Raw genomic sequence first — 25820 nt, forward strand, 5'->3', positions numbered from 1 at the left:
TGTGTGATTTTATCGCGTGGTTTTAACTGTTTCATAGGCTGCTCACTTCCTCCGGCTTCGTCGTCATAATGCGGTAAAGCTCGGTATCTTTCGGGAAATGGTCTACAAAGGGCAGCACTACATTTCCATAAAAGATAAGTCCCTCGCCTGCTTCGGTATGGGTTACATACTTCATCTGCTGTGGGCTGATATTGAGCTGCTTTGCAAGGATAGCCCGGTCGCCCTGCGCCTGATTGAGCATGAGGACAAAATCAGAGTTTTCAAAAATATTTTCTACCTCGCGGCTTGCCAAAAGGTCTTTGATATTCTGTGTAATGGCTGTCGGTATGCCGCCCCATTTACGGAAACGCTTCCAAATCTCCACACTGTAAGCGGCGGTCTGTTCCTCTTTTAAGAGCAGATGAAATTCGTCCATATAGTAGCGGGTGGACTTTTTCTCTGCCCGGTTAATGGTAACGCGGTTCCATATCTGGTCTTGCACAATGAGCATACCTAACTTTTTGAGCTGCTTCCCAAGCTGCTTTATATCAAAGCAGACAAGGCGGTTAGAAAGCTCCACGTTGGTTCTGTGGTTGAACACGTTAAGGCTGCCGGAAACATACAGCTCCAATGCCGCCGCAATGCGGGCAGCTTCCGGCTCCGGCTGCTTTAACAGCTCGTCATAAAGGTCGCCCAAGACAGGCATTTTCTCCGGTACAGGGTCAGCAAGGTAGTCCCGGTACACATTCCTTACGGCGCGGTCAATGACGGTCTTATCAACGGGCTGCAAGCCCTCCTTGCCGCCAATGACAAGCTCGCAGAGGGAAAGGATAAAATCACTTTTCAGTGCAAGGGGGCTGTCGTCCTCGCTGTAATTAAGGTTCATATCCATAGGGTTTACATACTGGGGCGTACCGTCCATGCCTTTCCCGGTTGGGGATAAGCGTATCACTTGCCCGCCAAGCCGCTTGACAAGGGCAAAATACTCGGCTTCCGGGTCGCAGATAAAAATATCGTCGTCGGTAATAAGAAAGGCGTTTGTGATTTCCCGCTTTGCCGCAAAGGATTTTCCGCTGCCCGGTGTTCCCAAGATAAGCCCATTCGGGTTTTTAAGCTGCTTGCGGTCGCAGAGTATCATGTTGTTGCTTAAAGCGTTCAGCCCATAATACAGGGCAGCCCCGGTCTGAAATAGCTCCTGCGTGATGAATGGGATAAAAATAGCGGTGCTTGATGTGGTAAGCCCCCGTTGTATCGGGATAAGGTTCTCCCCCAAAGGGACAGAGGACATCAGCCCCGCTTCCTGCTGATAGTCAAGACGGGTCAAGGCGCAGTTGTATTTCTGTGCAATGCCCGCCGCCGCGAAAATGTCATTTTCCAGTTTCCGCTTCGTATCTGCCATGTTTACCACAAGGAACGTGAGAAGAAACATTCGCTCGTTGCGGCTCTGTAAATCCTGCAACAGGTTCTTTGCTTCATTTCCAAAGGTGGCAAGGTCGGACGGGAGTATGTCAATATCGTAACCGCTTCTAACCGCTTTTTTCTGTTCCTCAATCTTCATCTTGTCAAGGTCAGTGATTTTGCGCTTAATGGTCTTGATTGCTTCCGACTGGTCGATACTTTTAATGTGGAGATTGACAATAACGCCTGTTTCCAAGTCCAACATATCCGCTAAGATACGGTCGTTTAACTCCGGGGCAAGGATTTCAAGGAACGATACCGCCCCTGTCTTTTTCCCCATAGCAAAGTAGCGTCCCTCCCCGAACTTGAAAGAGGACGGGGCGATAAAGTCCTTTGTGGTAAGCCCTGTCGGGGTCAGCCAGTCATAAGAGAATGAGAACGGCTCGCCTGCCGGGTGGAATACCCCATGCAGCACTTTCAGACGTTCATAGCCGGATAAGGGGTGCGCCGATACGCCAAGCACCTTGAAGTTATTGAGTACGTCGGTTTCGATACGGGAAAGACGCGCCCTTGCCGCCGCCGGATTGTCCGCTTCAATGGAAAATGTGATGTACTTGTGCTTTACAAGCCCGTTGTTCCCTTTGGCAAGCTGCGCTTTCAGCATATCGGAATACTCGGTGCGGATAGAGTTAAAATCGTCATTTTGCGGCGGGATATGGATTGCCCGCGCTGCCTGTTCCTGCTGTGAGCCTTGATTGATGAAAGAAAGCTGCACGTTCACGCTTGCGTCAAAGTAGTTGAGAAAATCGCACCAGTTTTCAAAAATGGCGGTCTTATCATCTGCCTGTGCAAGCTGATAGTTGATGTCCTCAAATGCAATGCTCTTTGAATACTTCCGCTGTGCCACTTTGCAGATACCGTCCGGGTACATGGCAAGGTAGGGAATGGTCTGCTGTGCGGTGTGGGCTTTGCCGTCCCCCTTTGCCTGCCGGATAACCGCCGCTATCTGTTTCTTTTCCGCGCGGGTCAGCTTACGCCTGTTTCCTGCGGCTTCCCGCGTCTTTTTTGTCTGTCCTTTTGACAATCGCTGATACCTCCTTTTCTAATGCCCGCTGTTTCTCCAAGAGTGCATATAGGTTTTCCGTCTGATACGGTCGCACTTTGGGGCGGGTCAATTTTGTCTGAATGATGTTCTTTACAACCACTTCAAGGGGCTGCCCATGCTTTTCATACATAGCAACCAAGAAGCAGGGAAGCATGACGACAATCATTGCCATTGCCGCAAGGCTCGTCCCTGCGCTGTCTTTGAGCAAAAAGAAAAGTGGCAGTCCCATAAGAAGTGCCACTGAAAAGCAAAGGATTTGCCGCTTTGTCAGATTGAAAGCGACTTTTGTTTTGACTTTGGATAAGTCTTTGGGTACAGGTACATACGCCAAGAAAAAACCTCCTTTCTGCCCTTAGTGGGCGTTGAATATAGATTTTGCCAGTGCGCCGGATTTGAACAGGGAGAAACAGAGGATAACGGTATAGGCTGCAAGGGAAAAAATCGCGCTGTGCAGATTGTCCGCTAAGACCATTTCGCCTACTAAAACTGCATAAATGCCGACGCATATCATAATGAGGAAGCCTTGAAAACCAAGTGCAAACAGCCCCTTTAGGTAGTTGTTCCCAATCTGTCCCCATTCCCGGTTTGTCATGGTGGCAAAAGGGATAGGGGAAACGGAACAGTAGGCGTATATCTCAATCATTCTTCCGTAGAGGATAACGGTTATCAGTACGGACATGATTTTCATACAAAGGCTTACAAGGCTCGTTTCCATAACAAGTAACAGTAGTTCGGGGATTTCCATATCTTTTAGTCCCTCCTGCATGGCGGCAAGGGCTTCGGTTACGTCGATATTCGTATCGCCGCCGATTACCCCCGCCGCGCCGGACACAATATGCTGCGCCATATCAAAAACCGCCATAGTAATATCAAAGGTGTGTGTTACCAAGAAAACGGCAACAAAGGCTTTGAAAAACCACTTAAAGAACATAAATGTTTCTATGTCGTGCATATTGTTTTTTTCCGTTACCATGCTGATAAGCTCATAACAGAGGACATAGGTAATGACAAGCCCCGCAATGGGTACAATCACATTTTCCGACAGATTTTGTATCATGCTGAAAATGTTTGCGTTCCACCCCTGCGGGGTCTTGCCTACCTCCGCTGCAATGGTGCCTACTTTTTCGTTTACGTCCCCGAACATCGTTGACAGATTACCGTTTATCGCGCCGATAAGGATTTCCTTTATCCATTCGTTAATCGCGTCAAGTATGCTCTCCATAGGCTACCCTCCGTAAACTTATCCGAACAGACCGGAAAGAAGCGGTACAAGGATAGTGCCGATAAGGGCAACGCCGCCGCCCGCCATAAGCTGCTTAATGCCCTGTGATTTTGCACCCGGATTGTCGTTTCCATATCCCTCCAAGAGATTGATAACGCCCCAAATGCCTAAGCCTGCGCCCAGTGCGATAACAAGGGTCTGTAATACGTCGATGGCAGAGTTAAAAAATTCCATAAAGCTCCTTTCTGCCGCAAATGCGGCTTGCCCTATAAAAGGGCATAAAAAACGGCGGTCAGTTTTGTAACTGCCGCAGTCATAAGCCCGCCGGATTGTGGCGGGTTCCCCGCGCTGCCTATGTGTCTGCCGCGCGGCGGTATTCAGTTTTGAGTGTGGGCGTTATGGATTTTCCAGTAGGGGCGCGTATTCTGTAAGTTGTCTGTTTCTTTGTTACTGCGTCAATTCCTCCTTTCTTTTCAGCCGGGAACACACATTTTTCGTCATTCCAAAAGATAGCTCCTGCGCTGCATATACTCGGTAACGTAAAGGGTCTGTTCCCCTCCGCGTTCCTGCAAATACTCCCGCAGAGCGTTTTCTGCATTTTCTATCATCTTTGTAAAATAATGTTCACGACGTATATCATCAGTTTTTGTTTTCTGTCTGCTCATAGTGTAACCTCCCGTAAAATCAAAGTTCCCGCCGCACCCGTTTCTGCTCATACAGGGCTTCACACCGTTTCACAAACTGCCGGATAGCTGCCTGCCGTTGCTGTTCCCGTCGCTCGGCAATGAAAACAAGCCCGTTTATGGCTTCTGTGATTTTCTTGTCCTTTTTCTTTCTGATACGTTTATTCATGGTCGGTGTCCTCCTGCAAATCGCTTTCGCTGATTTCGTAGTAGTCAAATACTTCGTCCGGCTTCACAAGGGCGGGTCTGCGCCTTAAATGCTTTTCCATATCAAAAGTATTTTTCTTGTCATAGTCGGAAAGATATTTATAGTTGGGGTGCTTTGTAATGTCGTACTTATCAGAGAAGAACGGGCGCACCCCTCTAAGCTGTAAAATACATTTCCCGCCGTCCATGACTGCAATTTCATCTTCGGTCATAAGCTGCTTGCCTAACTTCTGATAGTTCAGCCCATGCGATACCTCACGCCCCCGGTTCTCGGAAGTGTTGAAGCTGTCAATGGTTTCTTTCCCCAAGATTTCCGACATTTCTTTTAAGGTGGTTTTCTCCTTGCCGCCCAAGAAAAGGGTGGTGTCGCAGTTGCCGACTATGGTATCGGCGTTGTCCTTGTAAATGGCTTTTAGCTGCGACTGGCTTTGCAGAATGATTGAAGCAGAGATTTCCCGGCTTCGGATAGTGGCTATGAGCTTTTCAAACTTCGGTATCTGCCCGATATTTGCAAACTCGTCTAACAGACAGCGCACATGAACGGGCAGCCTGCCGCCGTATTCATCATCTGCCTTGTCGCAAAGCAGATTGAAAAGCTGCGTGTAAAGGATTGATACCACAAAGTTAAAAGTGTCGTCGGTGTCGCTGATAATGACAAACAGGGCGGTCTTGCGGTCGCCTATGGTGTCAAGCTCCATTTCGTCGGTTTCCATAAGGTCGCGCAGCTCTTTAATGTCAAAGGGTGCAAGTCGCGCCCCGCAGGAAATGAGGATAGAGCTTCTTGTCTTTCCCGCAGACAGCAGGAATTTCTTATACTGTCGGACGGCAAAATGTTCCGGGTCTTTTTCCTCCAACCGTTCAAACATAAGGTCAACGGGGGACTGAAATTCCGGGTCGTCCTCGCGGGCTTCACTGGCATTTATCATTTCAAGCAGCGTCGTGAAGTTCTTTTCTTCCTCCGGGGCTTCGTACCAAATGTAGCCGATAAGGGCGCAGTAAAAAAGCCGTTCCGATTTTACCCAAAAATCCTCCCCGGCTTTTTCCCCGTCCCCTTTGGTGTTGGCAAGCAAAGTGTTTACCAGTTTCAAAATGTCTTTCTCGCTGCGGAGATAGGCAAAGGGATTGTATTTCATGCTTTTTTTGAAGTTAATCGTGTTCAGCACTTTTATCCGATAGCCGCCCCGCTGTAAGAGCTTCCCGCACTCGACTAAAACCGTTCCTTTCGGGTCGGTTACAACGTAGCTTGAGTGCATTTGCATTAAATTCGGCTTTACAAAAAATCGCGTCTTGCCGCTGCCGCTTCCCCCGATAACAAGGATATTTTTATTCCTTGCATACTTCGGCTGCTTTGGGCGGCTGTTCATGGTAAGCCGTTCCGTCTGTGTGAGCAGCACGTTATTCTGAAATACCGGGTCGGTGTAGGGCTTAATATCTTCGGCAGTTCCCCAACGGGCAGAACCGTATTCGATACCTTTCCGGTATTTCTTCGCGTTCTTGCCTTTTACATAGACAATCAGCCGGATAAGGACAGCCACCGCAATACCGATAAGCAAATCCATAGGGGCAAGGCTCGGAAACGGATTTGCAAAAGCCATAGAAAATCCCTCCCCAAGCGACAGCACCTTGCCGGATAGGTCAGCCCCCGGCGCAAGATGTACCGCCTGCCCGACTTTATCAAAAAGATACACAAAGAGCAGATAGGGAATGTTGGGAAGCAGCAATTTTTTCCAGTTGATAGCGTTCATCTTGCAATCCCCCTGTCTTTGTTTTTTACTTTGTCCCGCTGTGTGTTCAGAGCCGCCGCCTTTTCTTTGAGGGAAACAATCAGCTTGCGGATAGAGGGCTTTTGTTCCTGCGTCAGCTTCTTTGCGGAAAACTCCTTGAAAGCTGCGGTCAGTGCGTCCGCGTCCCGTCCCTTGAAAAACACAAGATAGCGGGGCGGGGTTTCGGTGCTGTCTTTCTTTAGGGCAAAGTCAATCCCGTATTTTTTCGCCGTACTCTCAAAGGCTTTGATATTGTCCTTTGTGATTTCAATGTTGGAAACGCCCGCGTTCTGCTTCATAAGCTGCTTTAGGGTCTGCTTGCCATGCGGGATTTTCTGTTTGTCATGCTGCTTTTTCATCTGTGCAAGCAGGGCTTTCATAGCCTTTTGGAGCTGCTGCGCCGTCAGCTTCCCGGTCTTGATGTAAAGGGCTATGGTCTTTTCGTTGGTTTCCTCCTGCAATGGATGTCCTCCTTTCGTGTTCTAGGGTGGTATGCCCGCCACCGGGAAGCGGGGCGGGCATGAAAAAAGAGTGTCCGCTTTCACGCCGCCCTGTTAAATCCGCACCCGCAGCCCGGAAAGGTCTGCCGCCCGAATACCTACAAGATACCAGTTGTCCCCGTACTCCATACGGGTAGGCTTCCATTTGCCCCGCACAAAGACCTCCATGCAGTCGCCGCAATGCAAGCCCCCGTAATAGTCGTTTACGTCAAAGCGAATGTCGTAGCGGTCAGCGGTTTCATCAAAAATCAAAGCTCCTGTTCTCTGTGTCATCATAAAATCCTCCTTTGGGTTGGTTTACAGGCTTTCGTCCTCGTTACAGGTGTAATCGGGTATGCCCTTGCTTCTTGCCGACTGGATAGTGCGCCCGCCGTACATATCGTGAGATACAAGGGACGTGTAATAGCTGCCAATCGTAGACGGGGCATTGAAAAGGGCAGCTTTCATGTACTGCTTGATGTTGCGGATTTTGGTGGTGTTTTCCTGCATACAGTCCAGTACAAAGCGGATATGTTCGCTGTTCAGTTTCATAAATTTTGCTTTTACAAGCTCTGCCGGGTGGTCGTCCCCGGCAATACGGATTGTTCTTCGTTTGGTGCAGACAGTTTCAAGAATAAGGGCAAGGATTTCCTCTATCCTGTCCCGGTCAAGGTATCTATCCTGTATCAGATAGTCGTACTCGATATTGTCCTTGATGATTTCTTCATACACGCTATATGCGTCTGTCGTTTCCTTTCGCTTCCGTTCCGGCGGCTGTGCCGCGTCCTCTAAGGGAGAGGGATTTAGGGAATGGAAAGGAATGGAATGGGTACTTGATACATCTGTATTTAATTTTTCTTTTGTTGGTAAGTTAGTCTTTTGTATCTCTTTATTTAATTGCGTTGGATTTTCCGACGTCGGGTTATCCGGTGTCGGATTTTCCAATATCGGCTTATCCGCTGTTGGATTTTCCAATACCGGACAATCCAATGCCGGGGGCTGTGGCTGTTCGTAAATGGTGTACTCGATAGCGGTCATTTTGCCTTTCTCGTCGCGTCCCTGTCGCCTTGTGATATATCCGGCTTTTTCAAGCTCCCATACAGCGGTGCGGATAGCGTCGATACTTTCCCGGTTGATAAGGGACAGTCCTGCAAGGGTGTAGTCCCAATCTTCGGGAAGTGAGAGCATTTGCGATAACAAGCCCTTTGCCTTTAGGGAAAGTTCCTTGTTGCGTAAATGGTGGTTGCTCATAACCGTATAACCTTTGTTCTTTTCCACGCGAAAAACTGCCATAGCTTCATCACTCCTTTAGTTGGATTTGTTACGCAGTAGAAACGCGGTTTTGAGGGAAAAGGTATCAACCCTTGCATTTCTCATTTCTGCGCTCTAAGAGCCGCATAAATCAAGGCTTTGTTTGCCCTTACTGCGTAACATGAGGGTAAAAAAATAGCGGCGTTCCATGTTTCCCGGTCGGGATAAGGTAACGTCGCTCATGCGAATAATGTTCAATTTTATTTATATCGTGGCAAGGCAATCAATAATTTTTATAGGTAGTAAATAAGTAGTAAATTTTTTCTGTTAGCTTCAAAAAATCAAGGAATATCAAGGGTTTCCGCGCTCGATTAGTGTACTGCCGTGGCAAATGAATAGTATTTTTATCATGTTTCATAACTCCTTATATCTTCATTTTTCCTTGTATTTAAGGCATCTCTACAACTTCTTGTTTTCTAGTTGTTCATGTATCTTTTTATATTTTCTCATGTTCTGGCGGTCAAAAGTTGTAAAATAAGTTGTAAAGCTGTGCCTGTTTTACAACTTTACAACTAGCTAAGAAAAGGTTCACTGAACCTTTTCACGCATGCTTGGCAACTGATTACAGACTTCTTTCATCTCTTTTTGAATATCGTCAAAGTCCAAGTGCGTGTATGTATTCAGCGTAACTCCTATATCAGAATGTCCCATAATATTCTGTAATGTCTTAGGGTTCATTCCCGACTTTGCCATATTAGAACAAAAGGTATGTCGGCAAACATGAGGTGTAATTTTAGGTAATTCCTGTTTATATATTTTATTATACTTCTCGCAAATATGCTGAAAATATTTCTCCCAATGCAAAGCAACCATAGGCATATCATTTTTGTCTAAATACAGGAAACCACTTTTACCGTCTATCACAGGTTCTGATTTTGGCTTTTTACGGTTTTGAATAATCTTACGAAAACACGCCTTTACATCATCAGCCATAGGCACAAGTCTTGTACCGCTGTCTGTCTTTGTGTCCTCTATAATATATTCCATATTATGCTTACGTTGCAACTGATGATTGACATTGATAACACCTTTTTCTAAATCAATATCAGAAATCGTCAATCCAACAAATTCAGAAATACGAAGTCCTGTCTTAAATAGAATGTAAATGCCCTCATAATACTTACGAAAGTGCTTGTCCTGCTTTACAAATTCAAGAAACGCTCTCTCCTGCTTTCTTGTAATAGCTTCTCTTGTTACGCTGTCATTGACAACCACCGTTGCAAGATGTTTTCTGAAATGGCACTATGTATTGTGTCAACCATATAATAAATGCTTTCATTCATAGTTTTTATTCGACAAGTAATTTTAACTCTGGTAGCTCAAACATACGGCTCACAACATGATAATGGTATTTGTTCTTTACCGGTTCTCCTTCAACTTCCAAATCCTTTAGATCTGCCTATAAGCTTTTCCTATCTGCAGTAATATCATAATTCTCCAAGGGCTTCCTTGATTTCTGACATTGTTATATAATGCTCATCATCCGTTCTTTCTAGCATAATCTGAGCTAAACGATATAATTTATATTTCTGATTTGTTCCTTTTGGCATTTCATCCACCCCTTCTTTGAATAATTACATAATATCATAGATGGGTAATTTATAACACACCATCTTTTAATCCATAAAATATGATGCTATTTTTTCTTTGCTATCTAATATCTCATCTACTGGTACTCCACATGATTTTGCTAAATCAATAGAACCTTCAAATGCTACAGGAATGTCCAGTACAAATGCCCTGTCTAATAATTCCATGAAAAACTTCGTATCTTTGCCAATTTCATCTACAAATTTCTGATACTGATCCTGTAATGAAACATCCAGCTGACGTACTGCATCTACATATTCTTCAAATATCTTCTGCTCTCTGGATGACAGATTATCCTTTGCAATCTGATACATCATAGTTCCTATAGTATTTCCAATCACTGCTCCAAGCACAGGAACCGGAATCAACACTTGGCCTGCTAATGAAGAAAGTGCACTAACTGAGGCATCTAAACATAACATTTCTGAATTCTCAATAAATCTCTGTTCATCTACACTTCCCTGCTTTAATTGATATGCCTGTTCCGCAATACCAAATGTTGCTGTTACCATTGCACTTGCTACAGCTGCCGGAGTTGCAGTAAAATTTGTCAATGTATAAATGGATGCTCCTCGCATACCACCCTTCAAGGTTCCCTTTCCTGTAGTAGCTGCAATCTTTTTCCAATCATCCTCATCAAAAGTATTAAATTTCTTACCAGACTTTCTTATTTCGGCTATTCCCAGGCACAACGCCATAGCACCCTCAATTGCTGCAGCGGCTGCTGTTGCTTTCGCTCCCTCAGATAACGTAGGTTTACTTTTATTATATGCCTGTTCTTTTCTTTCTTGATTTCGTTTTCTTAAATTATCCTTTTCTTTTGAAAAAGTCTGTTCATATGTGCTTCTTTGAACTTCAGAATATTTTAGTTTTGACGGTTCTACTTTATCCAATGAAATATCGCCATTTTCAAAAAAATCATGTACTTCTCTCCACTGTTTCAGAGAAAAATCGCCTGTTAAAGTCGGCATTTTATTTGCTTCTTTTTCTGAAATTGAAAGCAACCACTTGATTTTTTCATAATGGTCTTCCGGGATTTGATATACTCCACCATTATCAAGGAAATTAGGATAAGCATTTAAATGCATACGAATTGCCTGTAGTGATAAATGCCCGCCTCCATTTACAAATTTCTGCTGTATCAATGTTGCACCTCTTCTTAAATCCTCAGGACCATTGTCATTAATCCATTCATAAATAGGTGCTTTTTCCTCAATCTGTTCTCTGGCATTTCCTATACCGCACTCCGCAACTTCAGCAATAAATCCATGCATTCCATATTGACCGCCTCGCCCTTTTCCATTGTTTACTATATCTCTGCTAATTATTTTAAGTGTTTCACTTATAGTAGACATTGCTTCGTTCAAATTTAATTCTTCTTTCCTCAATACCTCCATCAATCGGTCTAATCGCACCTGATTCAGGTAATTCATCCAAGAAGCAACCGCTTGTTCTTGCCCACTTTTAATAATCTTTTTAGCTTCTGTCATTTAATTTATTCCTCCATAGTTTCACCAAGCGTTGCCGCCAAAGATTTCGCATTGTTCACAAGGGTTCCCAATAACATTTGCCCATCATCTGTTATTTCCATAAAGCTCTTTTCATAATAGGACATACACTTTCCGTACTGATCATTCAACATATTTCTTAATTTGTCCGTCTTATCTAATAATGACTGCATTTTAACATTTACTTCACTAATTGATTCAACATTGCGTAATACTCCCTCAATCTCTTCTTTTTTCTCTTTACCAAGTTTTATTTTTTTATTTGCAAACAGAGCGATTGATGCTAATAGTGTAGCTCCACCAATTGTCCAACCTACTGGACCAGCCATTGCCAAAAATGCAGTTCCAGATGCCATTCCACCTCCCCCAGCGGCGGCTGCGCCACCTCCAAGCCATGCTAAAGCTGCATTAGTAGCGGCTGCACCTGACAATGTTGATATAGCAGTTCCTGTAGATGCTGTACCAAATGTAGTTGCTACCCACATAGCTGCACTCGGAGCCAAACTGGCAACAGCCATACCCCCGACTACTCCTGCTCCCACACCTGCCATGGATTTCTTTGCTGCATCAAGTTCTTTCTTTGCATAATCACATACATCTTTAAATTCTTTCTTATAAAATTGAATCTCCTTAAAATCTGCCTCAAAATTCTTAGGATGATTTGCAATACTGTTTACTAAATTTTCAACATTTTCTAGTAAATCCACAGAGCGTTCCCTTTGTCTAAGAATTTCCGAACCATACTTTACTTTTTTTGACACAATTTCAAGTCCGTCTTTGGTTCCTTCAGAAATTTTATTAAGCATTTCACTATCTTTTACTTGCTCTCCTACCTCCACAATAGTTTCACTTATAAAATTCCCCACATTTTTCATTTTATTTTTTAATGATTTCCCCATAATAATCATTCCTCTTTCTTTTTAAAAAATTGTTGGATCTGCTCCATACCATGTCTGCCAGTTATTTTCTGCTGTAACATTTTCTATCCAAGCAACACCAAATACATACTTCGTTGTCTTAGTCTCTTCCCTTATCAAATATGAAACTCCATTCTCCATATAATCATTATCATAATCATATATTTCTGATGAACGTGTTCCATAGAAACAATATCCCGCTTCCCCTTCCATACCTATAGACAATTTCGTATTGCCTTTATAGAACGATTTCAATTCCAATCGTTCTCCTGATTCTATTTCATCTTCTTTGGATAAAGTATAACCCTTTATTTTGCAAGAAATTGTATGTAATTTACCATCTGGATAAAAGACAACTGCAATGGCATATTTTCCACTTACATCAGGACATAAATCTCCGGATACTGTAATACACTTTTCTGTATATTCAACTACTTTGTCATCTATATATATTTCAATATCTCCTAACGGTGTAATTAGCATAAAACCTCCTCCGATCTGTTTTCATTATAGCATTCAATACATATTTACGCACTAAAAAAGGATGCAGGAATCTACTTCCCACACCCTCCATTATCACAATATTTATCTTACAGCCAAATCAGCCTCTCTCTGGCTTATCTTTTCCCTGCTTTTCTTGAATAATCCTCTTGTTAATCTCAAGCCGTTCATGAATGGATAATTTCTTATCTTTTCCAGTGGCTGTCTGCTTCTGCCCTTGGCACAGCTTCTCTGCCCTCATTTCTTTCCGTCACCTGCTGTTCTCGTCTTTCCTTTACACCGCTTTCTTCCAGACTGCAGAAGCTCTGAAGATACAGAAGCACATGGTTCTGCATATCTGTCAGATTTTCCATATATTTCTGATACTCTTCATTCCCTTTGTAAATCTTTTAAAGAAGATACTCGATGTCTTATATTCATAAAAATCACTCCTTAAACATATATATGTCCAATTATACAGGATTTATAGAATCTACTGTAAAAATTCTTTAAATGGAATGTAAAAACATTTCATTTAAAACAGTCCACTCGCATTGCTTATCCTTAACTCCTTTCACCAATTCCTTTATTTCTTCTATAGACTGGTCCAAGTACTCATTGATTACGTCCACTCTGGGAATTTCCTTAATTTCTGGAGAATTCATCTTCAACTCAAGCAACTCTTCCACTGCTGGTTTTAAGTACTCTGGTAACTGTACTTTCATTAACTTTGAAAATAGCATTGGAGGCGGTGTTCCTTTTTCCAAAATCCACTTGCAAGCCAACACAGGTCTAAGCACATAAAAATATTTTTTTGCTCGAACCATATCTCGTTTCAAATATTCCCTATAATTTCCTTCAGCCATGCTGATATAGTGATACAAGCTTCGCTTGCTAGAAAAATACTCCATCATCATTGTTCTAAACTCATCAGCAAATTCTGTTTCCATATATACAATTGGAGATGAAAACCATTCAAATAGAGTCGGGTTTGATTTATATAATAGACGTAAAGCTTTCTGTAGATCCCATCCATTGATATCTAGTACTTCATTGATTGGCACCTCAATGACATCCCTAACCGTATCAAGCCGTAAATACTCTTTTTTCGGTCTTACATAAATAAACCTTACATCATAATCACTATCCAGAGAAGCAAATCCCCATGCTCTGCTTCCAGACTCCACTGCAAGAAGTATTTTTACATTTTCTTTTATTTCAATTTCACGTAATTTACGAATTATCTCTTCCTTCATTTTCATTCACCTTCTTCTTTTTCCAAGGCACGTCGTCATCTGATTGACTTCTGGCCATTTTCTAATGTCATTTCCAAATTAACTGGATATTTACTCATATGCTTATCCTCCTGCACAAAACAAACTTTTAGTATCTATACAGAATTATGTCATAGTCCAATTAGAATATCTTGGAAAAAAAGATGCGAAACCATTCAATCTACATCTATTCTTTTATCTCTTAAATGTATACACCGCTCTTCTCTTAATGGTTTTATCTAGTATATATGTAATTCCAAACTCAGGGTGCTCCAAAATATATGCGTTAAAATATTTTCCAAGTGAACCAGCTCCATCTTTTCTGCTCATAGTCCAATCATCGCCATATGCATCTGGTAAAGTGAATAACCTTCTTTTAACAATATTATTTTTCTATCTCTTCTAAATTTAACACTACTTGTTGTGTATTTTTTTGCAATAAATATTCTATTAGCGTCATCCTATGGTGTCCTCTTTGATCTTTATATCCAAATCTCGTTCAAGATGTGGCGCTGAAAATATTTTTCGTCTGATTTATTCGCTTTTCTTCTCCCTATAATTTTGATTTATTGTAATTCTGCTACTTGTTTCTTGATGGTACTCCATCTGATAACATTGAGTAAAACGACAAGCAGCCAGATAATCGCTATCTTGATAGTCTCTGCTCTTGTATCTCGTGACATGAACACAGTTGATAATCCTCCTGCAGCATATACTGAAAATATCGTAAAAGCAATTCTACCAGTCTTAGAAGAATGCCGGATAATCTTACAAATAATAAAGACTACGGAAAATAATATCCACTTGGACGCAGAGGCCCATTCATAATTTCTAATGAAAAACTGTGCCGGTCCACCAAGTAACATAGAATTCACAACATCAAAATGAGCAAGCAAAAAACCGGCAATATTTAACATAATTGTAAATACAGCATATATGATTGCTAAAAAAATACTTACTACTGCACCTTCCATACTATAGCCTTCCTTTCTCCTTTTCCGCCTGTACCTTATATGCCACCAGCCTAAGAACATACTCTGGAACCTGTGATTTTCCTAATTCCCAGTCTTGCATCGTTCTATATGGAATTCCTAGCCATTCTGCAAATTCTTTTCTGTTCATTTTTGTTTGTTCTCGAACAGCCTTGAACATATATGCCATCAAACGCTTTTTCCTTTTTTCTTCATCTACATATTCTACTTTCTCTAATTTGATATTAAGACCTTCTATGTTCATATAATCCATAATGCCACTCCCTTCATATATGGAAGCCGTATATTTCTAATTTGATTATATACACGGATTCCGTATATGTCAATCAAAAGGAAATGAACACGTTCATTATTTACACGCACAAAAATAGACCATCAGATGAGTAGAAAAGAGAAGCGTTCCACCTTTCTTATTCAGCTTACTGTCCATAAAAAACTTAAATCCATTTTTTCCTAAAAAGCGGTAATCCTTTTGCTGTAATACGAAAAAACTTCATAACTACCAAATTTATCAACGGATTTTTCGTTTTTATTCTGTTCTTTATTTACATACAAGTACAAAAAAGTCCAGCTGACTGGCTGACAGAACTCCAGTTGCCAATTGAATAATTTCTAAAATAATTACAAAGGCCCCGGTTCCTCCGCACTAATTTATGTGCTAGGGGATACCAGGGCCCTCTGAATATTTCAAACCTACTCCATCTGGGTCACTAATTTCTTGTACACCGTCATCAATATCTTTTCGTATCTCTGATAAATATAGTATTTATAAAACTTCTTTGCAGTTTCTGAAAGGTACTCTTCCGCATCAATAAAGCTATTGATTTTTTCAAAGTTAATTCTTGGAATCATCCTCACAAGGGCAGATATACAGTTTTCATCTACCAATGATGATAAGAAATCATAGTAATTTATTTTCTTTCCTTTGTATTGAATTGCTGATGTTGGGAATCTGTATATTCTTGCATTTAACTCATCTTCATCATTCAATATTTTTTCCATTATCTTTTCATCCGCTTGTGGCAAAAGACAACTTCCGCAATCAAAAACTGGAGCTATTTCCGATTCATTGGAAGCATTATGATACAAGAATCCCCAGTTTCCATTGTGTCGATCAAAGTTTCCAAGCATTGTATCAATGATAAACACATTCCAAAAATGGTCCCGCAACTCACTTGAATTAACAAACTGCTGCTTTTCAATAGTCTCCAATAAGTCTGACAAATCTGTGCCAGTGCCTTCATGTTCTGAGTCAATAATAGTATTCTTGATAGAGCAAAAATCATAGAGAACACTTCCATCGGATGTAAACTCCTCACATACACATACAATTTTCTTTTTGCCATTTACATCAAATGTTCCAAGCATAGTATTTTGTGCTTTTATGCCTACAAGGTTGAAGATTGTGCTACCTATATACCTTAGTAATAATCCTTTTACAATTTGTAAAATCCATCATTCATCACCTCACAGATATTTGTCTCTTAAATATTGTGCATGCTCATGAGTAATACTTTCCTCATTAATCTCAGCACAATTGATACTTCCATAAAGCTCGCCCCATAAACAATCCAATATAGAAGATTTCTTTTTCAAACCATCTTTATAGGCATCGAGGTCATTCTGCAAATATTCCGGTAATCCGTGTTCCCAGGAACGCTCCTTTGCTGCTTTTTCAATGCTTTCTGAAATCAGGTCCTCTATTGTGACTCCCAATGCAGAACTTAATTTATATAAAGTCTCTCCTGAACACTTTTCAATTCTAGTCTTACCACTCATTATATCGCTGAGAGTTGTATGAGGAACTCCGCTCTGTACAGCCAGTCTGTACTGTGTCATGTTTTTTCGTTCTAAAACTTCACTGATACTCATAAATCATCGTTTCACTTTCTTTAATAAGAAGTCACATCTCTGTACAATATAGGAATATGAAGTATCAGAGGATAGGTGGTGAGTAAATGGACGATAAAAAGTTCTATCTGGACTTCGATTTTACACCGATAGGTCAATCTATTAAGAAAGCCCGCAATACGGAACATATGACAAGAGAAAATTTAGCAGAACTGTTGGACTATTCCGTGCGTCATATACAGTCCATTGAAAACGATGGGCAGTTTCCAAGCATTCAGCTATTATTTTTCCTTGCCCAACGATTTCATATCTCACTTGACCAGTTCCTTTTCCCAGAGAAAAAAACGGTAAAAAGTTCTACACACAGACAGATCGATGCCTTGCTTAATAAGCTTGACAATAAAGAATTGTCGGTGATTGAAGCAACCGTCAGAAGTCTATGTAAGATAAAAGAGCCAGAGGAATAAACCTCTGGTTTTCTTTTACCCATTTTTAATATGCAGGGATACCATAACCGTAGATTACACTGCTTCCAAATCATCGTAACTTAAATGCAGAATCGATGAACATGTCCAGATACCATCATATTTTCCAACTCAGATACTTCTTGAAAATACATATGCTTCACTTCAATACCAGTAAATTCACTTGCCAGTTTGCAAAATTCTGCCGAACCATCAATCTCATCCACTTGATACCCTTGCTCCAAAAAGTATTTTGTATCACGGCCAGAGCCACAGCCAAGATCCAGAATATATGCACCCTTTTGCAATTTATCTAAAAATAGATTCTGCATGTGACGAAATTCCACATTCGCAGTATTTTCTACAAATTGCTTTGCATATTCATCATAATATTTAATAGTCCTATCGCCTTTCATCATATCGACCTTCTTTATAAACACTCTTCTATCAAAGGAATCAATCCCTGATCCGCCGGCAACCAATTCACACTATACAAAGTTTCTTTTGTCAACCATGCTGAGGCTTCATGTTCTTTCAGCACTAAATTTCCAAATTTTATTTTACAGATAAAACAGTCCATCGATAAATGAAATTTCGGATAATCATATTCTACGGTATCTAACAATTTCAGAACTTCAATTTCTGTATCAAGTTCTTCTTTTATTTCTCTAACAAGTGCTTCTTCTGGAGTCTCTCCTGCATCAATTTTTCCACCAGGAAACTCCCAACCATCTTTGAACTCTCCATATCCTCGTTGAGTTGCAAACACTTTTCCAGTATCAATCAAAATTGCTGCCACTACTCTAATTGTCTTCATTTTTTCTCCTATCATTTCTATTATCCATTTACTATATATTCGTATATATCCTCTCTCACTGGAGTATCTAATGCCCATTCTATTTCTACTGCTGTTTTATCAGTATTTGGCATTATAAATTCCTTTACTGCTCCTGTTGAAGTCATCCTTCCAAGATAATAAAATTCTTTTGAAATTTTATCATCTTTATTTTTTCTTACAAAAAGCTGCACATCTATGCCTCGTTCTTTTGCCTTCAGAAAATTCTGCACATCTTCTGATTCAATACTTCGCCCACTTTTGGAAATCGCGATTAAACGATTGGAACTTGTAAAATGGTCTTCATATTTTGTTGTATCACTAATATCATCCTGTTTGTCATAGTTGATAAATACGGGAAAGGTCTTTGTTTTCTTATCATACTTATACCCACCGATATTCAATGGAACCTCATTTCTTTCCCAATTTAACAAACGACAGGCATCTTCATAAGTATATTTCTGATAAAGAACCAAATCCATATCTTGATATCTCATGCTAAAGTTTTCTTTATATCGTGAAATACCAAAATCTATAAGTTCTTCCAAAATATGATAGAAATCTTTGTTCTGTAACATTTCTGCAAATAATTTAGATACTCTATAATCGGATCCGTCTTTTTCCAGAAATATACATTGAGAGTACGTTTTCTTAGCAGCACTTGTAGGAAATTCATTTGTCATCATATTTACAACATTTTCAGTACAATTATCATCCATTGAACAATTATAATTATCCTGCAATGATTTCTTTAACAAACCCATGATTCCATTTTGATATTTCAACATCCGTTTCAACATTTCCAACTCATGAACTCGTTTTCCACTGGCCAATTTCTTTGAAACAAATTCGATTACTTTTTCTTCATCTTTTGATAATCGGATTGTGTACTCTTTTTCATATTTCACAAGAAACTTATAGTAGGATCCCAGACTGCTATTATCAAAAATTCTGAGTACATCCATTTCTCCATACTTGTCAAAATCTGCAAGCGCCGGAATGTGCCCCAGTTTGTTTTTCAGATTCGTATAATTCTCACGAATCAATTTAATGTCACTAAAGTTTGCATTATCAATTGCCTGAAAGATTCTCTTACGAGAAATTTCATCAAAATGAATCGTGCTTGCGCCTGGAATCACACGTCCACCTTCTGTTACATAACGACGAATATTGTCTTTATTGTAACTTCTGTCTCCAGAAAGTGCAATTGGAATCATAAAATTATTACGATAATTACCAATGAAATCAATAACAACTACATATTCTTTACCCTCAGCTTTGCGAAGTCCACGTCCTAACTGTTGGATAAAAATAATTGGTGATTCGGTTGGACGAAGCATAATTACCTGATTAATTTCCGGAACATCCACACCTTCTGAAAATATATCCACAGAAATAATGTAATCTAACGCATCTTCTGCCTCATCACCGGCAAGTCGTTCAACAGCTGCTGCTCTTACAGTTTCTGAATCACTGCCACTTAATACAAGCGTTCTCCAACCTTTTTCATTAAACTTCGCAGACAATTCTCTCGCCTCATCAATACGACTGCAGAAAATCAGACCTTTTACTCTGTCTCCACTATGTCCAAAGAATTTCGCCTGTTTCATTACATTTAAAACACGTTCATCTGATGTCAGATATCTAAAATTTTCAATTTTTTCTTCAGACGATTTTCCAGCATCCGCAATAACTTCCAGATCCGTAATTCCAAAGTAATGGAAGGGACACAGCAAGTCCTCTTCCATCGCATTCTGCAAACGAATTTCATATGCAATCTGGTGATTAAATATCTCGTAAATATTTCTGCCTTCTAGTTTATCATCACGCTTATCCGGTGTTGCTGTCATACCCAGCCATAACCTCGGTTTGAAATAATCCATAATTTTTTTGTAGCTGTCTGCCGAACTATGATGGGCTTCATCTATAATGATCAAATCCCAATGCTCTTTTTCATATCTGCTCAGGTTTTCATCTTTACTTAATGTCTGAACCGTTGCAAACACAAAGTCAGCATCGTAATCCTGATATTTTCCAGTAACCATCCCCATAGAAACTTTACCACGAAACACTTTTCGATACGATTTCAAGGCTTGTCTTGCAATCTGATTACGATGAACCAAAAATAATACCTTCTTAAATTCCAGTTCTCTTGCTGCAAATGCAGATGCATAAGTTTTACCGGTACCTGTCGCAGAAATCAACAAAGCTTTATCTTCGCCTGCTTCATAAATTTTTTGAAGATTATTTATAAAACCGACCTGCATAGAGTTTGGCTGCAAACGATATACTTCCAGAGATGGGATTTCTGCCTGCTTAGCAATTTCCTTTTGTTTCTGGATAATTCTATTCTTTGTGTAAACATTGGTATAAGCTTCAATAAACTGCCCGAATTCCAATGACTGATGCGCATTCCATAACTGGTCAAATTCATTCACTACACTTTTAGTATATTCTCCCTGCTCCGCAGAAACAATTTTTGTATTCCATTCCCGATTTGTTGTAAGCGCACTAAGCGTCATATTAGAGCTTCCAATAATAATCCGATACATTTCCTCTTTTTTAAAAATATATCCTTTTGTATGGAAGCCCTCTTTCCCATTCTCTGTTATATACATTTTCAATTCAATATTTTTAAAATTCGCAAGAATCCTCAGTGCCTTCGGATCACTAAAAGTCAGATAATCTGTAGTAAGAATTTTTCCAGAAATACCACGCTGCTCCAATTCTCTGAAAGTTTGGAGAAGCGGTGTGATTCCACCCATCGTGATAAATGCAACACTGATAGCAAATTCTTTACATGACAAAAGCTCATCTTCAATAGATGAGATAACCTTTCGTCCTTCTTTATAATTGTTCGATACAAACTGTGGTTTATAAGCCAAGTTTGATGAAATATTTTGATTTATAAAAGCTGTGGATAATCCCTGCTTTAGTTGTTCTATTTGTTCAATCATTTTCCTTTCTCACCTATTTATCAAAAAGCACTCATGAAAATTTTATTTTTTAAAATTGCTCCAGATATCTCATGATATCCAATTGCTCAATTATCTTTTCAAAGCTCATTTAGTATCTAATCCTAAAATAATCCAAATATACTTTATATTTATCTTGTGCTGTCCAGCATTAACGCTTTCTGCATTCATAGTATTTCTCATTCCGACAAGATGATCACACAGCTTGACTCCTTTGTACTATATTCTCTATTTTGACGTTTTAGCATTTTTGCTGTGGTAGTAGTCTCCTATGGGAACTAAAATCTTTTTTACATTTCACAAAAATTAGCGCGTGAGGGGGTGCCGGTCTTTAGTCAGGAAGGTTGTGAAGATTTAACCTCCCCCGTTATGTAACGCGACAACTTAAATTATGGATCCCATAAATTTTTCTCTCCATTCAATATCAAAGTTTATTGTGTCAATCTCAAATAATTTATGTACCTTTGATATGATTGAGTCATACTCAGAAGACTTATCTATCAATGAAGACAATTCATCAGTATTAACAGGCATGATGACAACATTATCAGTAAACTTATCCTTATCAGTAGAAGACTGAAGCGGAACTGCAGCAACAGCTTTCCAAATATTAATGGTATTATAATCAAAGCTATCTGCAATAAAGAATGATGTCACTTCTCTACCTGTGCAAGCAGTTTCTTCTTCAACTTTCAAATTAATAGAATGTCTTAATACAGGTTCCCATTCTCCACGTTTTTGACTACTTGCATTCATCAAGGTAGCCTCTAACATAACAACCTTATCATCTTCATATATTACAATATCGCCTTGTCCACCTCCAGCATGTACTAAAGGTTCAAAGTTTGCTGACAACGTCAGATTATAACTGCTCAGAATATCAACTCTTTTTCCCGAAAAATAATACCATGCTATACCAACAACATACTCATAGATAGTTGGTACTGTTGCATCTGGACTAACCGTGTCTTTAATAAGTTTATCATTACTTCTATTACTAAATAACCCAAGAATCTCCTTAACTTTCTCTGCTGGATAATTCTTATCAATAAATTCAGCAAACTCTTTTCTTCGTTTGTCCGCAACAATAACAGGAATCTCTTCAATAGTTGCCCCTGGAAATTCTTTTTGAATATTATCTTCAACCTGTTTTATTTCTTCTTCATAATATTCAAGTATTTGTGATAAGGAAGTTATATTACAATAAAAACTATTTATTCCCTCTTCATATTCTGCATAACAATCATAATATGAATGCAACTCCTCACTTATGCTTCCTGCTATTCTATTCTTAATTAATTCTTCCTCAAATATGCATGCACACAATTCTCGGTAGGCCAATTCAACAAACCCATTATCAAAACTAATAATACCGGTTGCTTTAAAAATACGTTTTGTAGTATCTGAATACTCACGAATTTGATCAAGTATCTTTGACAATGAAAACTGTTTAAACATATAAATATTTAAATTTCCTTCAAACATTTTCTTGTATTGCTTAGCAAATTCAATTGTTGTTGGCCTATCTCCTGTTTTTTGTGTAAATATATTCTGACCACACCCGAATGCCTTATTAAGCATTGCCTTGTTATTTTCAAAAAAAGTAAGCAATTTGTCTATTGTTGCAGAGGATGGATTCTCTACATAATCAAATAGAAAATTATAATATACCCAATATGCATCAACTCCTGCATTACTTTTTCTATTTTTATAATTGTCTCGAAATACAGCTTCTGATAATCTTTCATTTGTATGTATCTCTGCCGGAATATCAATCGAAACACCTGAAACAATATCGCCTTCTCTATAATTTAAAACATATTGTTCAATATCCGAAAAATCCGAATACGGACTTAACCCCTGAACAAGCTCAGAAAACTCATTTTCTGACAACCTATGACGTTTTAATAACGCAAAAATAGCCAAATTAAATGGCGAATAGTATTTTTCTCCTTCAGTATCAAATAATCGCAATTTCATCAACTGACGCAAATAAACTATATTAACTCCATCTATCGGGAGCAGAATTTCTAAATCATCTTTTCTCAGCTTTTTCAAATCAAGAAGAAGCTCTCCAACAGGTGAAATTTCTCTACCTTCATCTGTGAAACCCAATTTCACTAAATTACTTGTATAATGCCTAGCTCTATCTTCTATTCCTAAATCAAATTGCTTAACAAGACTTTGGAACATAAAACTATTCTTTTGGATCCACTCCATATCTTTAGTTTGAACAGCTGTTGCAAAATCTTTATTACTTTCCAGTGTTTCAACAAGTTTATCATATGGTCCATGTTTGCCAAAAACCTCTGGCGATAATTCTATAGCCTGTCTATAAAACTCATACTGTGCCAAACTCTCCGGCATAGAGGCCCAATTCATTTTTTGCTCGTTCTGAATATCATCTAAGATTGTTAAATAGCCTTGCAAAGCATTGATTACATCATTTCTTCTTCCATTTGTATCCATTAGATTAAAAATCTGACCTTCTTTTATTCTCATAATAGCCTCCTAATAATTTATAACAAGAATTTCCCTAGTTTTTTCTTCCTTATTTTGTCTCTGGTAATTTGCATTATTATATGAATAATTCAAATCTATCATTTTGTAGTTTGGTTTGGATTCAATCCATTTTCTCAACAAAGCATTTTCTCTTCCCTTTGATTCCAAAACATTAGATAATGCAAATTTAATACCTCTTTGTGATATTTCATCAAGCATTTGAAGTAAATCCTCTTCGTCAACTTCTGACCATCCCCCTTGCTCATTATACGCAGCACAAGTAATTAAATATGGCGGATCAGCATATACAAAATCTTTATCTGTAAGTTTATCAATTGCTATCTTTCTAAAATCTCTATGCATAAATGTAGCATTTTGATTTTGAAGCAATTCTATAAATCTTTCAACTTTACTATGCATTTTCTGATTGAAATCTCTTTTGCCCGGTGGCAAATTAAATTCTCCATTTCTATTAAATCTGATTTGATTATTAAATGCATATACAATAAGTACATACAACATAACATAATAATCAGCATTTCTTTCTTTCAATGCGTTAAAATCCGCTCTAAGCTTCATGTATTTATCTCTATTATATGCTCCCAATCCATCTGAACTATTACAGTTATAGAAATCATACCCGTATAGTTTTACATCCGATAGACCATATCTTTTTATTACAGTTTCTATCTTATCTATAAAACTTGCTGGATCTAAAGTTTGCATAACAGAATAGAGATTAATCAATGGCTCACAGCTATCATTATAAACATATTTTTTAGCGCAAACATTAATTCCCACATTACAACCACCACAAAACAAATCAACAAAACAATTTATATCTTTAGGAAAAAGTGGCAGAATTTGTGGCAACAATTTGTATTTTCCGCCAGTATAATTTAGTGGCGATTGGATCATTTTATTCCTCCTCATTACATATGCATAAGAATAATCTCTCTTTATTATCTTCTATATCAGATTTCCCAGTTGTAAAAGCTTTATATTCCTCAGAAAATACCTTTACTTTTCCTTTAGCACGAAGAATTCTGAAGATATCATCATCTGATATCCTTGCATTCGAACGATCATTCCCTTTTTTTGCCATATTATTATAAGACAGCACAATATACTTACACTTCAATTGCTTAATTAAATCATCGAAAGCTTCTGCTGCACTTTTGGTACAATATTTACTCTTCAATGCCGTCCTATCCATTTTCTTTGCAACACCAAAGACTTCTGGCTTTTCCCATCTAGCTACATTCTCAAGCAAATGATATGCATCGCAATACTGTCTTGAATTATATGGCGGGTCGATATATACTAAATCAGCAACAATTTTACCCGCCAAATCATTCGAATCTATATTGTAACATTTATTCTTTTTATTATTCGTTGTACTCGCTTCCGGTAATAATAATTCTAAATGCATATCAAATTCTACACCTCGACGGTACGCATCATAATGTCCGCATGTCTTCGCAATTTTGTCCATCGCATAGAGAAGTGAAGTTATCAATAATGCTCTCTCCCTCACATTTATTTCTTTGTTTGCATATTTCATCTCTATGTCCTCACGAATAAAACCAATTTTTGAACAATCATCATGACTGAAATATGTATTAGAAAAATTTATGGTCATATAGTTTTCTTCATTAATGACCATAGCGTTATACTCATCAATTATTTTTTCTATTTTTTTTCTACTATACTTTCGTGGTGAAAACCACGCAAGGTTAGAAATATAATTACTGTACATAATATCGTTGGTTATCAATTGCTTGTCTTGAAAAGCTGAAGCAACTGCACCAGTTCCCGAAAAAATATCTAGAACAATTTCAATATCTGTACACTCTGAATCCACAACTTTTTTAATAAATGGTAAAAGTTTATATTTATTTCCAAGGTATCTTCTATTATTTATATTCGTAGACTTAGCCATTTGTACTACCTCTTTCAATATTAGTATCTATCGAAAATTCAACATTGTTCTTTTTGCAGTATTCTTTAATAGTGCGTAAAGCTTTGTATGTTGGTAGCGTTTTCCCCGTTTCCCAACGATTAACCGTTGCGAAAGAAACACCTAGTTCCTTTGAAAATGCCTCTTGACTAAGTAAACATTCTTGTCTTAAAGTTTTTATTTGCTCCGAAAAATCCATGTTATCACCTCAAAAATATCAATAATTAACAACTAAAAGTTATAGCAAAATTATAACATTCTTATAACATTTTTCAACAAGAAAAAGCCACATTCCCGGCAGCATTTCTACCTATGATTTGTGGCC

Annotated in this window: 27 protein-coding genes and 2 pseudogenes; 1 reads left to right on the top strand and 28 read right to left on the bottom strand. The window is 39.0% G+C overall.

Annotation, left to right across the window (positions count from 1 at the left end; all coding sequences use genetic code 11):
• Positions 1-31: 31 nt before the first annotated feature.
• The 21 genes and pseudogenes from BN3282_RS12570 to BN3282_RS15130 all read right to left on the bottom strand — a co-directional run bounded on the left by BN3282_RS12570 (position 32) and on the right by BN3282_RS15130 (position 16780).
• The gene (locus BN3282_RS12570) at positions 32-2461 is read right to left on the bottom strand and encodes a VirB4-like conjugal transfer ATPase, CD1110 family (protein ID WP_059069654.1); all 2430 of its coding nucleotides are present in this window, start codon (positions 2459-2461) and stop codon (positions 32-34) included.
• Positions 2409-2813, bottom strand: coding sequence for a PrgI family protein (locus BN3282_RS12575; RefSeq protein ID WP_054329836.1), 405 nt, complete (start codon positions 2811-2813; stop codon positions 2409-2411). The genes BN3282_RS12570 and BN3282_RS12575 overlap by 53 nt, the downstream gene beginning before the upstream one ends.
• A 21-nt stretch (positions 2814-2834) precedes the next feature.
• Complete coding sequence (locus tag BN3282_RS12580) at positions 2835-3704, bottom strand: VirB6/TrbL-like conjugal transfer protein, CD1112 family (protein WP_032509784.1); 870 nt, start codon at positions 3702-3704, stop codon at positions 2835-2837.
• A gap of 18 nt (positions 3705-3722) precedes the next feature.
• A complete protein-coding gene (locus BN3282_RS12585) occupies positions 3723-3938 on the bottom strand; it encodes a Maff2 family protein (protein ID WP_009906233.1) in 216 nt (71 codons plus the stop codon).
• A gap of 263 nt (positions 3939-4201) precedes the next feature.
• The gene (locus BN3282_RS15115) at positions 4202-4369 is read right to left on the bottom strand and encodes a hypothetical protein (RefSeq protein ID WP_162858247.1); all 168 of its coding nucleotides are present in this window, start codon (positions 4367-4369) and stop codon (positions 4202-4204) included.
• 19 nt (positions 4370-4388) lie between these two features.
• On the bottom strand, positions 4389-4556 hold the full coding sequence (locus BN3282_RS15120) for a hypothetical protein (RefSeq protein WP_016729065.1): 168 nt from the start codon (positions 4554-4556) through the stop codon (positions 4389-4391).
• Positions 4549-6339 carry a VirD4-like conjugal transfer protein, CD1115 family gene (locus BN3282_RS12590; protein ID WP_059069656.1) on the bottom strand — a complete coding sequence of 597 codons (1791 nt, stop codon included), beginning with the start codon at positions 6337-6339 and terminating at the stop codon, positions 4549-4551. Before BN3282_RS12590 ends, BN3282_RS15120 begins: the two co-directional genes overlap by 8 nt.
• Positions 6336-6818, bottom strand: coding sequence for a PcfB family protein (locus BN3282_RS12595; protein WP_031476076.1), 483 nt, complete (start codon positions 6816-6818; stop codon positions 6336-6338). The genes BN3282_RS12590 and BN3282_RS12595 overlap by 4 nt, the downstream gene beginning before the upstream one ends.
• A gap of 93 nt (positions 6819-6911) precedes the next feature.
• On the bottom strand, positions 6912-7130 hold the full coding sequence (locus BN3282_RS12600) for a DUF5348 domain-containing protein (RefSeq protein ID WP_015529213.1): 219 nt from the start codon (positions 7128-7130) through the stop codon (positions 6912-6914).
• Between the two features lie 24 nt (positions 7131-7154).
• Positions 7155-8129 carry a DUF6017 domain-containing protein gene (locus tag BN3282_RS12605; RefSeq protein WP_032509785.1) on the bottom strand — a complete coding sequence of 325 codons (975 nt, stop codon included), beginning with the start codon at positions 8127-8129 and terminating at the stop codon, positions 7155-7157.
• Between the two features lie 546 nt (positions 8130-8675).
• Positions 8676-9383, bottom strand: a pseudogene (locus BN3282_RS12610) (site-specific integrase); the annotation flags it as partial.
• A pseudogene (locus BN3282_RS15585) lies at positions 9374-9697 on the bottom strand (WYL domain-containing protein); the annotation flags it as partial. The pseudogenes BN3282_RS15585 and BN3282_RS12610, both read right to left, overlap by 10 nt.
• A 66-nt stretch (positions 9698-9763) precedes the next feature.
• Complete coding sequence (locus BN3282_RS12615; protein ID WP_059069659.1) at positions 9764-11227, bottom strand: hypothetical protein; 1464 nt, start codon at positions 11225-11227, stop codon at positions 9764-9766.
• A gap of 5 nt (positions 11228-11232) precedes the next feature.
• On the bottom strand, positions 11233-12144 hold the full coding sequence (locus tag BN3282_RS15230; RefSeq protein WP_059069661.1) for a hypothetical protein: 912 nt from the start codon (positions 12142-12144) through the stop codon (positions 11233-11235).
• A gap of 21 nt (positions 12145-12165) precedes the next feature.
• Entirely contained in the window at positions 12166-12645 is a 480-nt protein-coding gene (locus BN3282_RS15235; protein ID WP_205408547.1) for a hypothetical protein, read from the bottom strand.
• Positions 12646-12848: 203 nt separating this feature from the next.
• Complete coding sequence (locus BN3282_RS15125) at positions 12849-13016, bottom strand: hypothetical protein (RefSeq protein WP_162858213.1); 168 nt, start codon at positions 13014-13016, stop codon at positions 12849-12851.
• 135 nt (positions 13017-13151) lie between these two features.
• Complete coding sequence (locus tag BN3282_RS12630) at positions 13152-13898, bottom strand: nucleotidyltransferase domain-containing protein (RefSeq protein ID WP_059069663.1); 747 nt, start codon at positions 13896-13898, stop codon at positions 13152-13154.
• Positions 13899-14482: 584 nt separating this feature from the next.
• Positions 14483-14890, bottom strand: coding sequence for a hypothetical protein (locus BN3282_RS12635; protein ID WP_059069665.1), 408 nt, complete (start codon positions 14888-14890; stop codon positions 14483-14485).
• Position 14891: 1 nt separating this feature from the next.
• On the bottom strand, positions 14892-15161 hold the full coding sequence (locus BN3282_RS12640; RefSeq protein WP_317246542.1) for a helix-turn-helix domain-containing protein: 270 nt from the start codon (positions 15159-15161) through the stop codon (positions 14892-14894).
• A gap of 440 nt (positions 15162-15601) precedes the next feature.
• A complete protein-coding gene (locus BN3282_RS12645; protein WP_118977232.1) occupies positions 15602-16360 on the bottom strand; it encodes a HipA domain-containing protein in 759 nt (252 codons plus the stop codon).
• Positions 16361-16375: 15 nt separating this feature from the next.
• Positions 16376-16780 (bottom strand): helix-turn-helix domain-containing protein, encoded by a 405-nt coding sequence (locus tag BN3282_RS15130; RefSeq protein ID WP_059069669.1) that lies wholly within the window; start codon positions 16778-16780, stop codon positions 16376-16378.
• A gap of 86 nt (positions 16781-16866) precedes the next feature.
• On the opposite strand from BN3282_RS15130, the gene BN3282_RS12655 reads away from it, so the two are divergent.
• Positions 16867-17226 carry a helix-turn-helix transcriptional regulator gene (locus tag BN3282_RS12655; RefSeq protein WP_059069670.1) on the top strand — a complete coding sequence of 120 codons (360 nt, stop codon included), beginning with the start codon at positions 16867-16869 and terminating at the stop codon, positions 17224-17226.
• Positions 17227-17306: 80 nt separating this feature from the next.
• On the opposite strand, the gene BN3282_RS12660 is transcribed toward BN3282_RS12655, so the two are convergent.
• The 7 genes from BN3282_RS12660 to BN3282_RS12690 all read right to left on the bottom strand — a co-directional run bounded on the left by BN3282_RS12660 (position 17307) and on the right by BN3282_RS12690 (position 25694).
• On the bottom strand, positions 17307-17642 hold the full coding sequence (locus BN3282_RS12660; protein WP_242866636.1) for a class I SAM-dependent methyltransferase: 336 nt from the start codon (positions 17640-17642) through the stop codon (positions 17307-17309).
• Positions 17643-17653: 11 nt separating this feature from the next.
• Complete coding sequence (locus tag BN3282_RS12665; protein ID WP_059069674.1) at positions 17654-18040, bottom strand: (deoxy)nucleoside triphosphate pyrophosphohydrolase; 387 nt, start codon at positions 18038-18040, stop codon at positions 17654-17656.
• A gap of 20 nt (positions 18041-18060) precedes the next feature.
• On the bottom strand, positions 18061-21015 hold the full coding sequence (locus tag BN3282_RS12670; RefSeq protein WP_059069676.1) for a DEAD/DEAH box helicase: 2955 nt from the start codon (positions 21013-21015) through the stop codon (positions 18061-18063).
• A 402-nt stretch (positions 21016-21417) separates the two neighbouring features.
• Complete coding sequence (locus tag BN3282_RS12675; RefSeq protein ID WP_059069678.1) at positions 21418-23535, bottom strand: AlwI family type II restriction endonuclease; 2118 nt, start codon at positions 23533-23535, stop codon at positions 21418-21420.
• Positions 23536-23544: 9 nt separating this feature from the next.
• Entirely contained in the window at positions 23545-24453 is a 909-nt protein-coding gene (locus BN3282_RS12680; RefSeq protein WP_205408548.1) for a DNA adenine methylase, read from the bottom strand.
• 1 nt (position 24454) lies between these two features.
• On the bottom strand, positions 24455-25477 hold the full coding sequence (locus BN3282_RS12685) for a DNA adenine methylase (RefSeq protein ID WP_059069682.1): 1023 nt from the start codon (positions 25475-25477) through the stop codon (positions 24455-24457).
• Positions 25470-25694 (bottom strand): helix-turn-helix domain-containing protein, encoded by a 225-nt coding sequence (locus BN3282_RS12690; protein WP_059069684.1) that lies wholly within the window; start codon positions 25692-25694, stop codon positions 25470-25472. Before BN3282_RS12690 ends, BN3282_RS12685 begins: the two co-directional genes overlap by 8 nt.
• Positions 25695-25820 lie beyond the last annotated feature (126 nt).

Origin of the sequence: Mediterraneibacter massiliensis (genome assembly GCF_001487105.1) — a bacterium.
Classification (GTDB): Bacteria; Bacillota; Clostridia; order Lachnospirales; family Lachnospiraceae; genus Mediterraneibacter; species Mediterraneibacter massiliensis.

Coding starts and splice junctions, on each gene's coding strand:
- BN3282_RS15120 (WP_016729065.1), bottom strand. CDS start 4,556: ATGAATAAACGTATCAGAAAGAAAAAGGACAAGAAAATCACAGAAGCC.
- BN3282_RS12635 (WP_059069665.1), bottom strand. CDS start 14,890: ATGGAAGGTGCAGTAGTAAGTATTTTTTTAGCAATCATATATGCTGTA.
- BN3282_RS15230 (WP_059069661.1), bottom strand. CDS start 12,144: ATGGGGAAATCATTAAAAAATAAAATGAAAAATGTGGGGAATTTTATA.
- BN3282_RS12590 (WP_059069656.1), bottom strand. CDS start 6,339: ATGAACGCTATCAACTGGAAAAAATTGCTGCTTCCCAACATTCCCTAT.
- BN3282_RS12580 (WP_032509784.1), bottom strand. CDS start 3,704: ATGGAGAGCATACTTGACGCGATTAACGAATGGATAAAGGAAATCCTT.
- BN3282_RS12585 (WP_009906233.1), bottom strand. CDS start 3,938: ATGGAATTTTTTAACTCTGCCATCGACGTATTACAGACCCTTGTTATC.
- BN3282_RS12660 (WP_242866636.1), bottom strand. CDS start 17,642: ATGATGAAAGGCGATAGGACTATTAAATATTATGATGAATATGCAAAG.
- BN3282_RS12655 (WP_059069670.1), top strand. CDS start 16,867: ATGGACGATAAAAAGTTCTATCTGGACTTCGATTTTACACCGATAGGT.
- BN3282_RS12605 (WP_032509785.1), bottom strand. CDS start 8,129: ATGGCAGTTTTTCGCGTGGAAAAGAACAAAGGTTATACGGTTATGAGC.
- BN3282_RS15115 (WP_162858247.1), bottom strand. CDS start 4,369: ATGAGCAGACAGAAAACAAAAACTGATGATATACGTCGTGAACATTAT.
- BN3282_RS12630 (WP_059069663.1), bottom strand. CDS start 13,898: ATGAAGGAAGAGATAATTCGTAAATTACGTGAAATTGAAATAAAAGAA.
- BN3282_RS12685 (WP_059069682.1), bottom strand. CDS start 25,477: ATGGCTAAGTCTACGAATATAAATAATAGAAGATACCTTGGAAATAAA.
- BN3282_RS12670 (WP_059069676.1), bottom strand. CDS start 21,015: ATGATTGAACAAATAGAACAACTAAAGCAGGGATTATCCACAGCTTTT.
- BN3282_RS15125 (WP_162858213.1), bottom strand. CDS start 13,016: ATGGAAAATCTGACAGATATGCAGAACCATGTGCTTCTGTATCTTCAG.
- BN3282_RS15235 (WP_205408547.1), bottom strand. CDS start 12,645: ATGCTAATTACACCGTTAGGAGATATTGAAATATATATAGATGACAAA.
- BN3282_RS12640 (WP_317246542.1), bottom strand. CDS start 15,161: ATGGATTATATGAACATAGAAGGTCTTAATATCAAATTAGAGAAAGTA.
- BN3282_RS12615 (WP_059069659.1), bottom strand. CDS start 11,227: ATGACAGAAGCTAAAAAGATTATTAAAAGTGGGCAAGAACAAGCGGTT.
- BN3282_RS12665 (WP_059069674.1), bottom strand. CDS start 18,040: ATGAAGACAATTAGAGTAGTGGCAGCAATTTTGATTGATACTGGAAAA.
- BN3282_RS15130 (WP_059069669.1), bottom strand. CDS start 16,780: ATGAGTATCAGTGAAGTTTTAGAACGAAAAAACATGACACAGTACAGA.
- BN3282_RS12600 (WP_015529213.1), bottom strand. CDS start 7,130: ATGACACAGAGAACAGGAGCTTTGATTTTTGATGAAACCGCTGACCGC.
- BN3282_RS12690 (WP_059069684.1), bottom strand. CDS start 25,694: ATGGATTTTTCGGAGCAAATAAAAACTTTAAGACAAGAATGTTTACTT.
- BN3282_RS12675 (WP_059069678.1), bottom strand. CDS start 23,535: ATGAGAATAAAAGAAGGTCAGATTTTTAATCTAATGGATACAAATGGA.
- BN3282_RS12680 (WP_205408548.1), bottom strand. CDS start 24,453: ATGATCCAATCGCCACTAAATTATACTGGCGGAAAATACAAATTGTTG.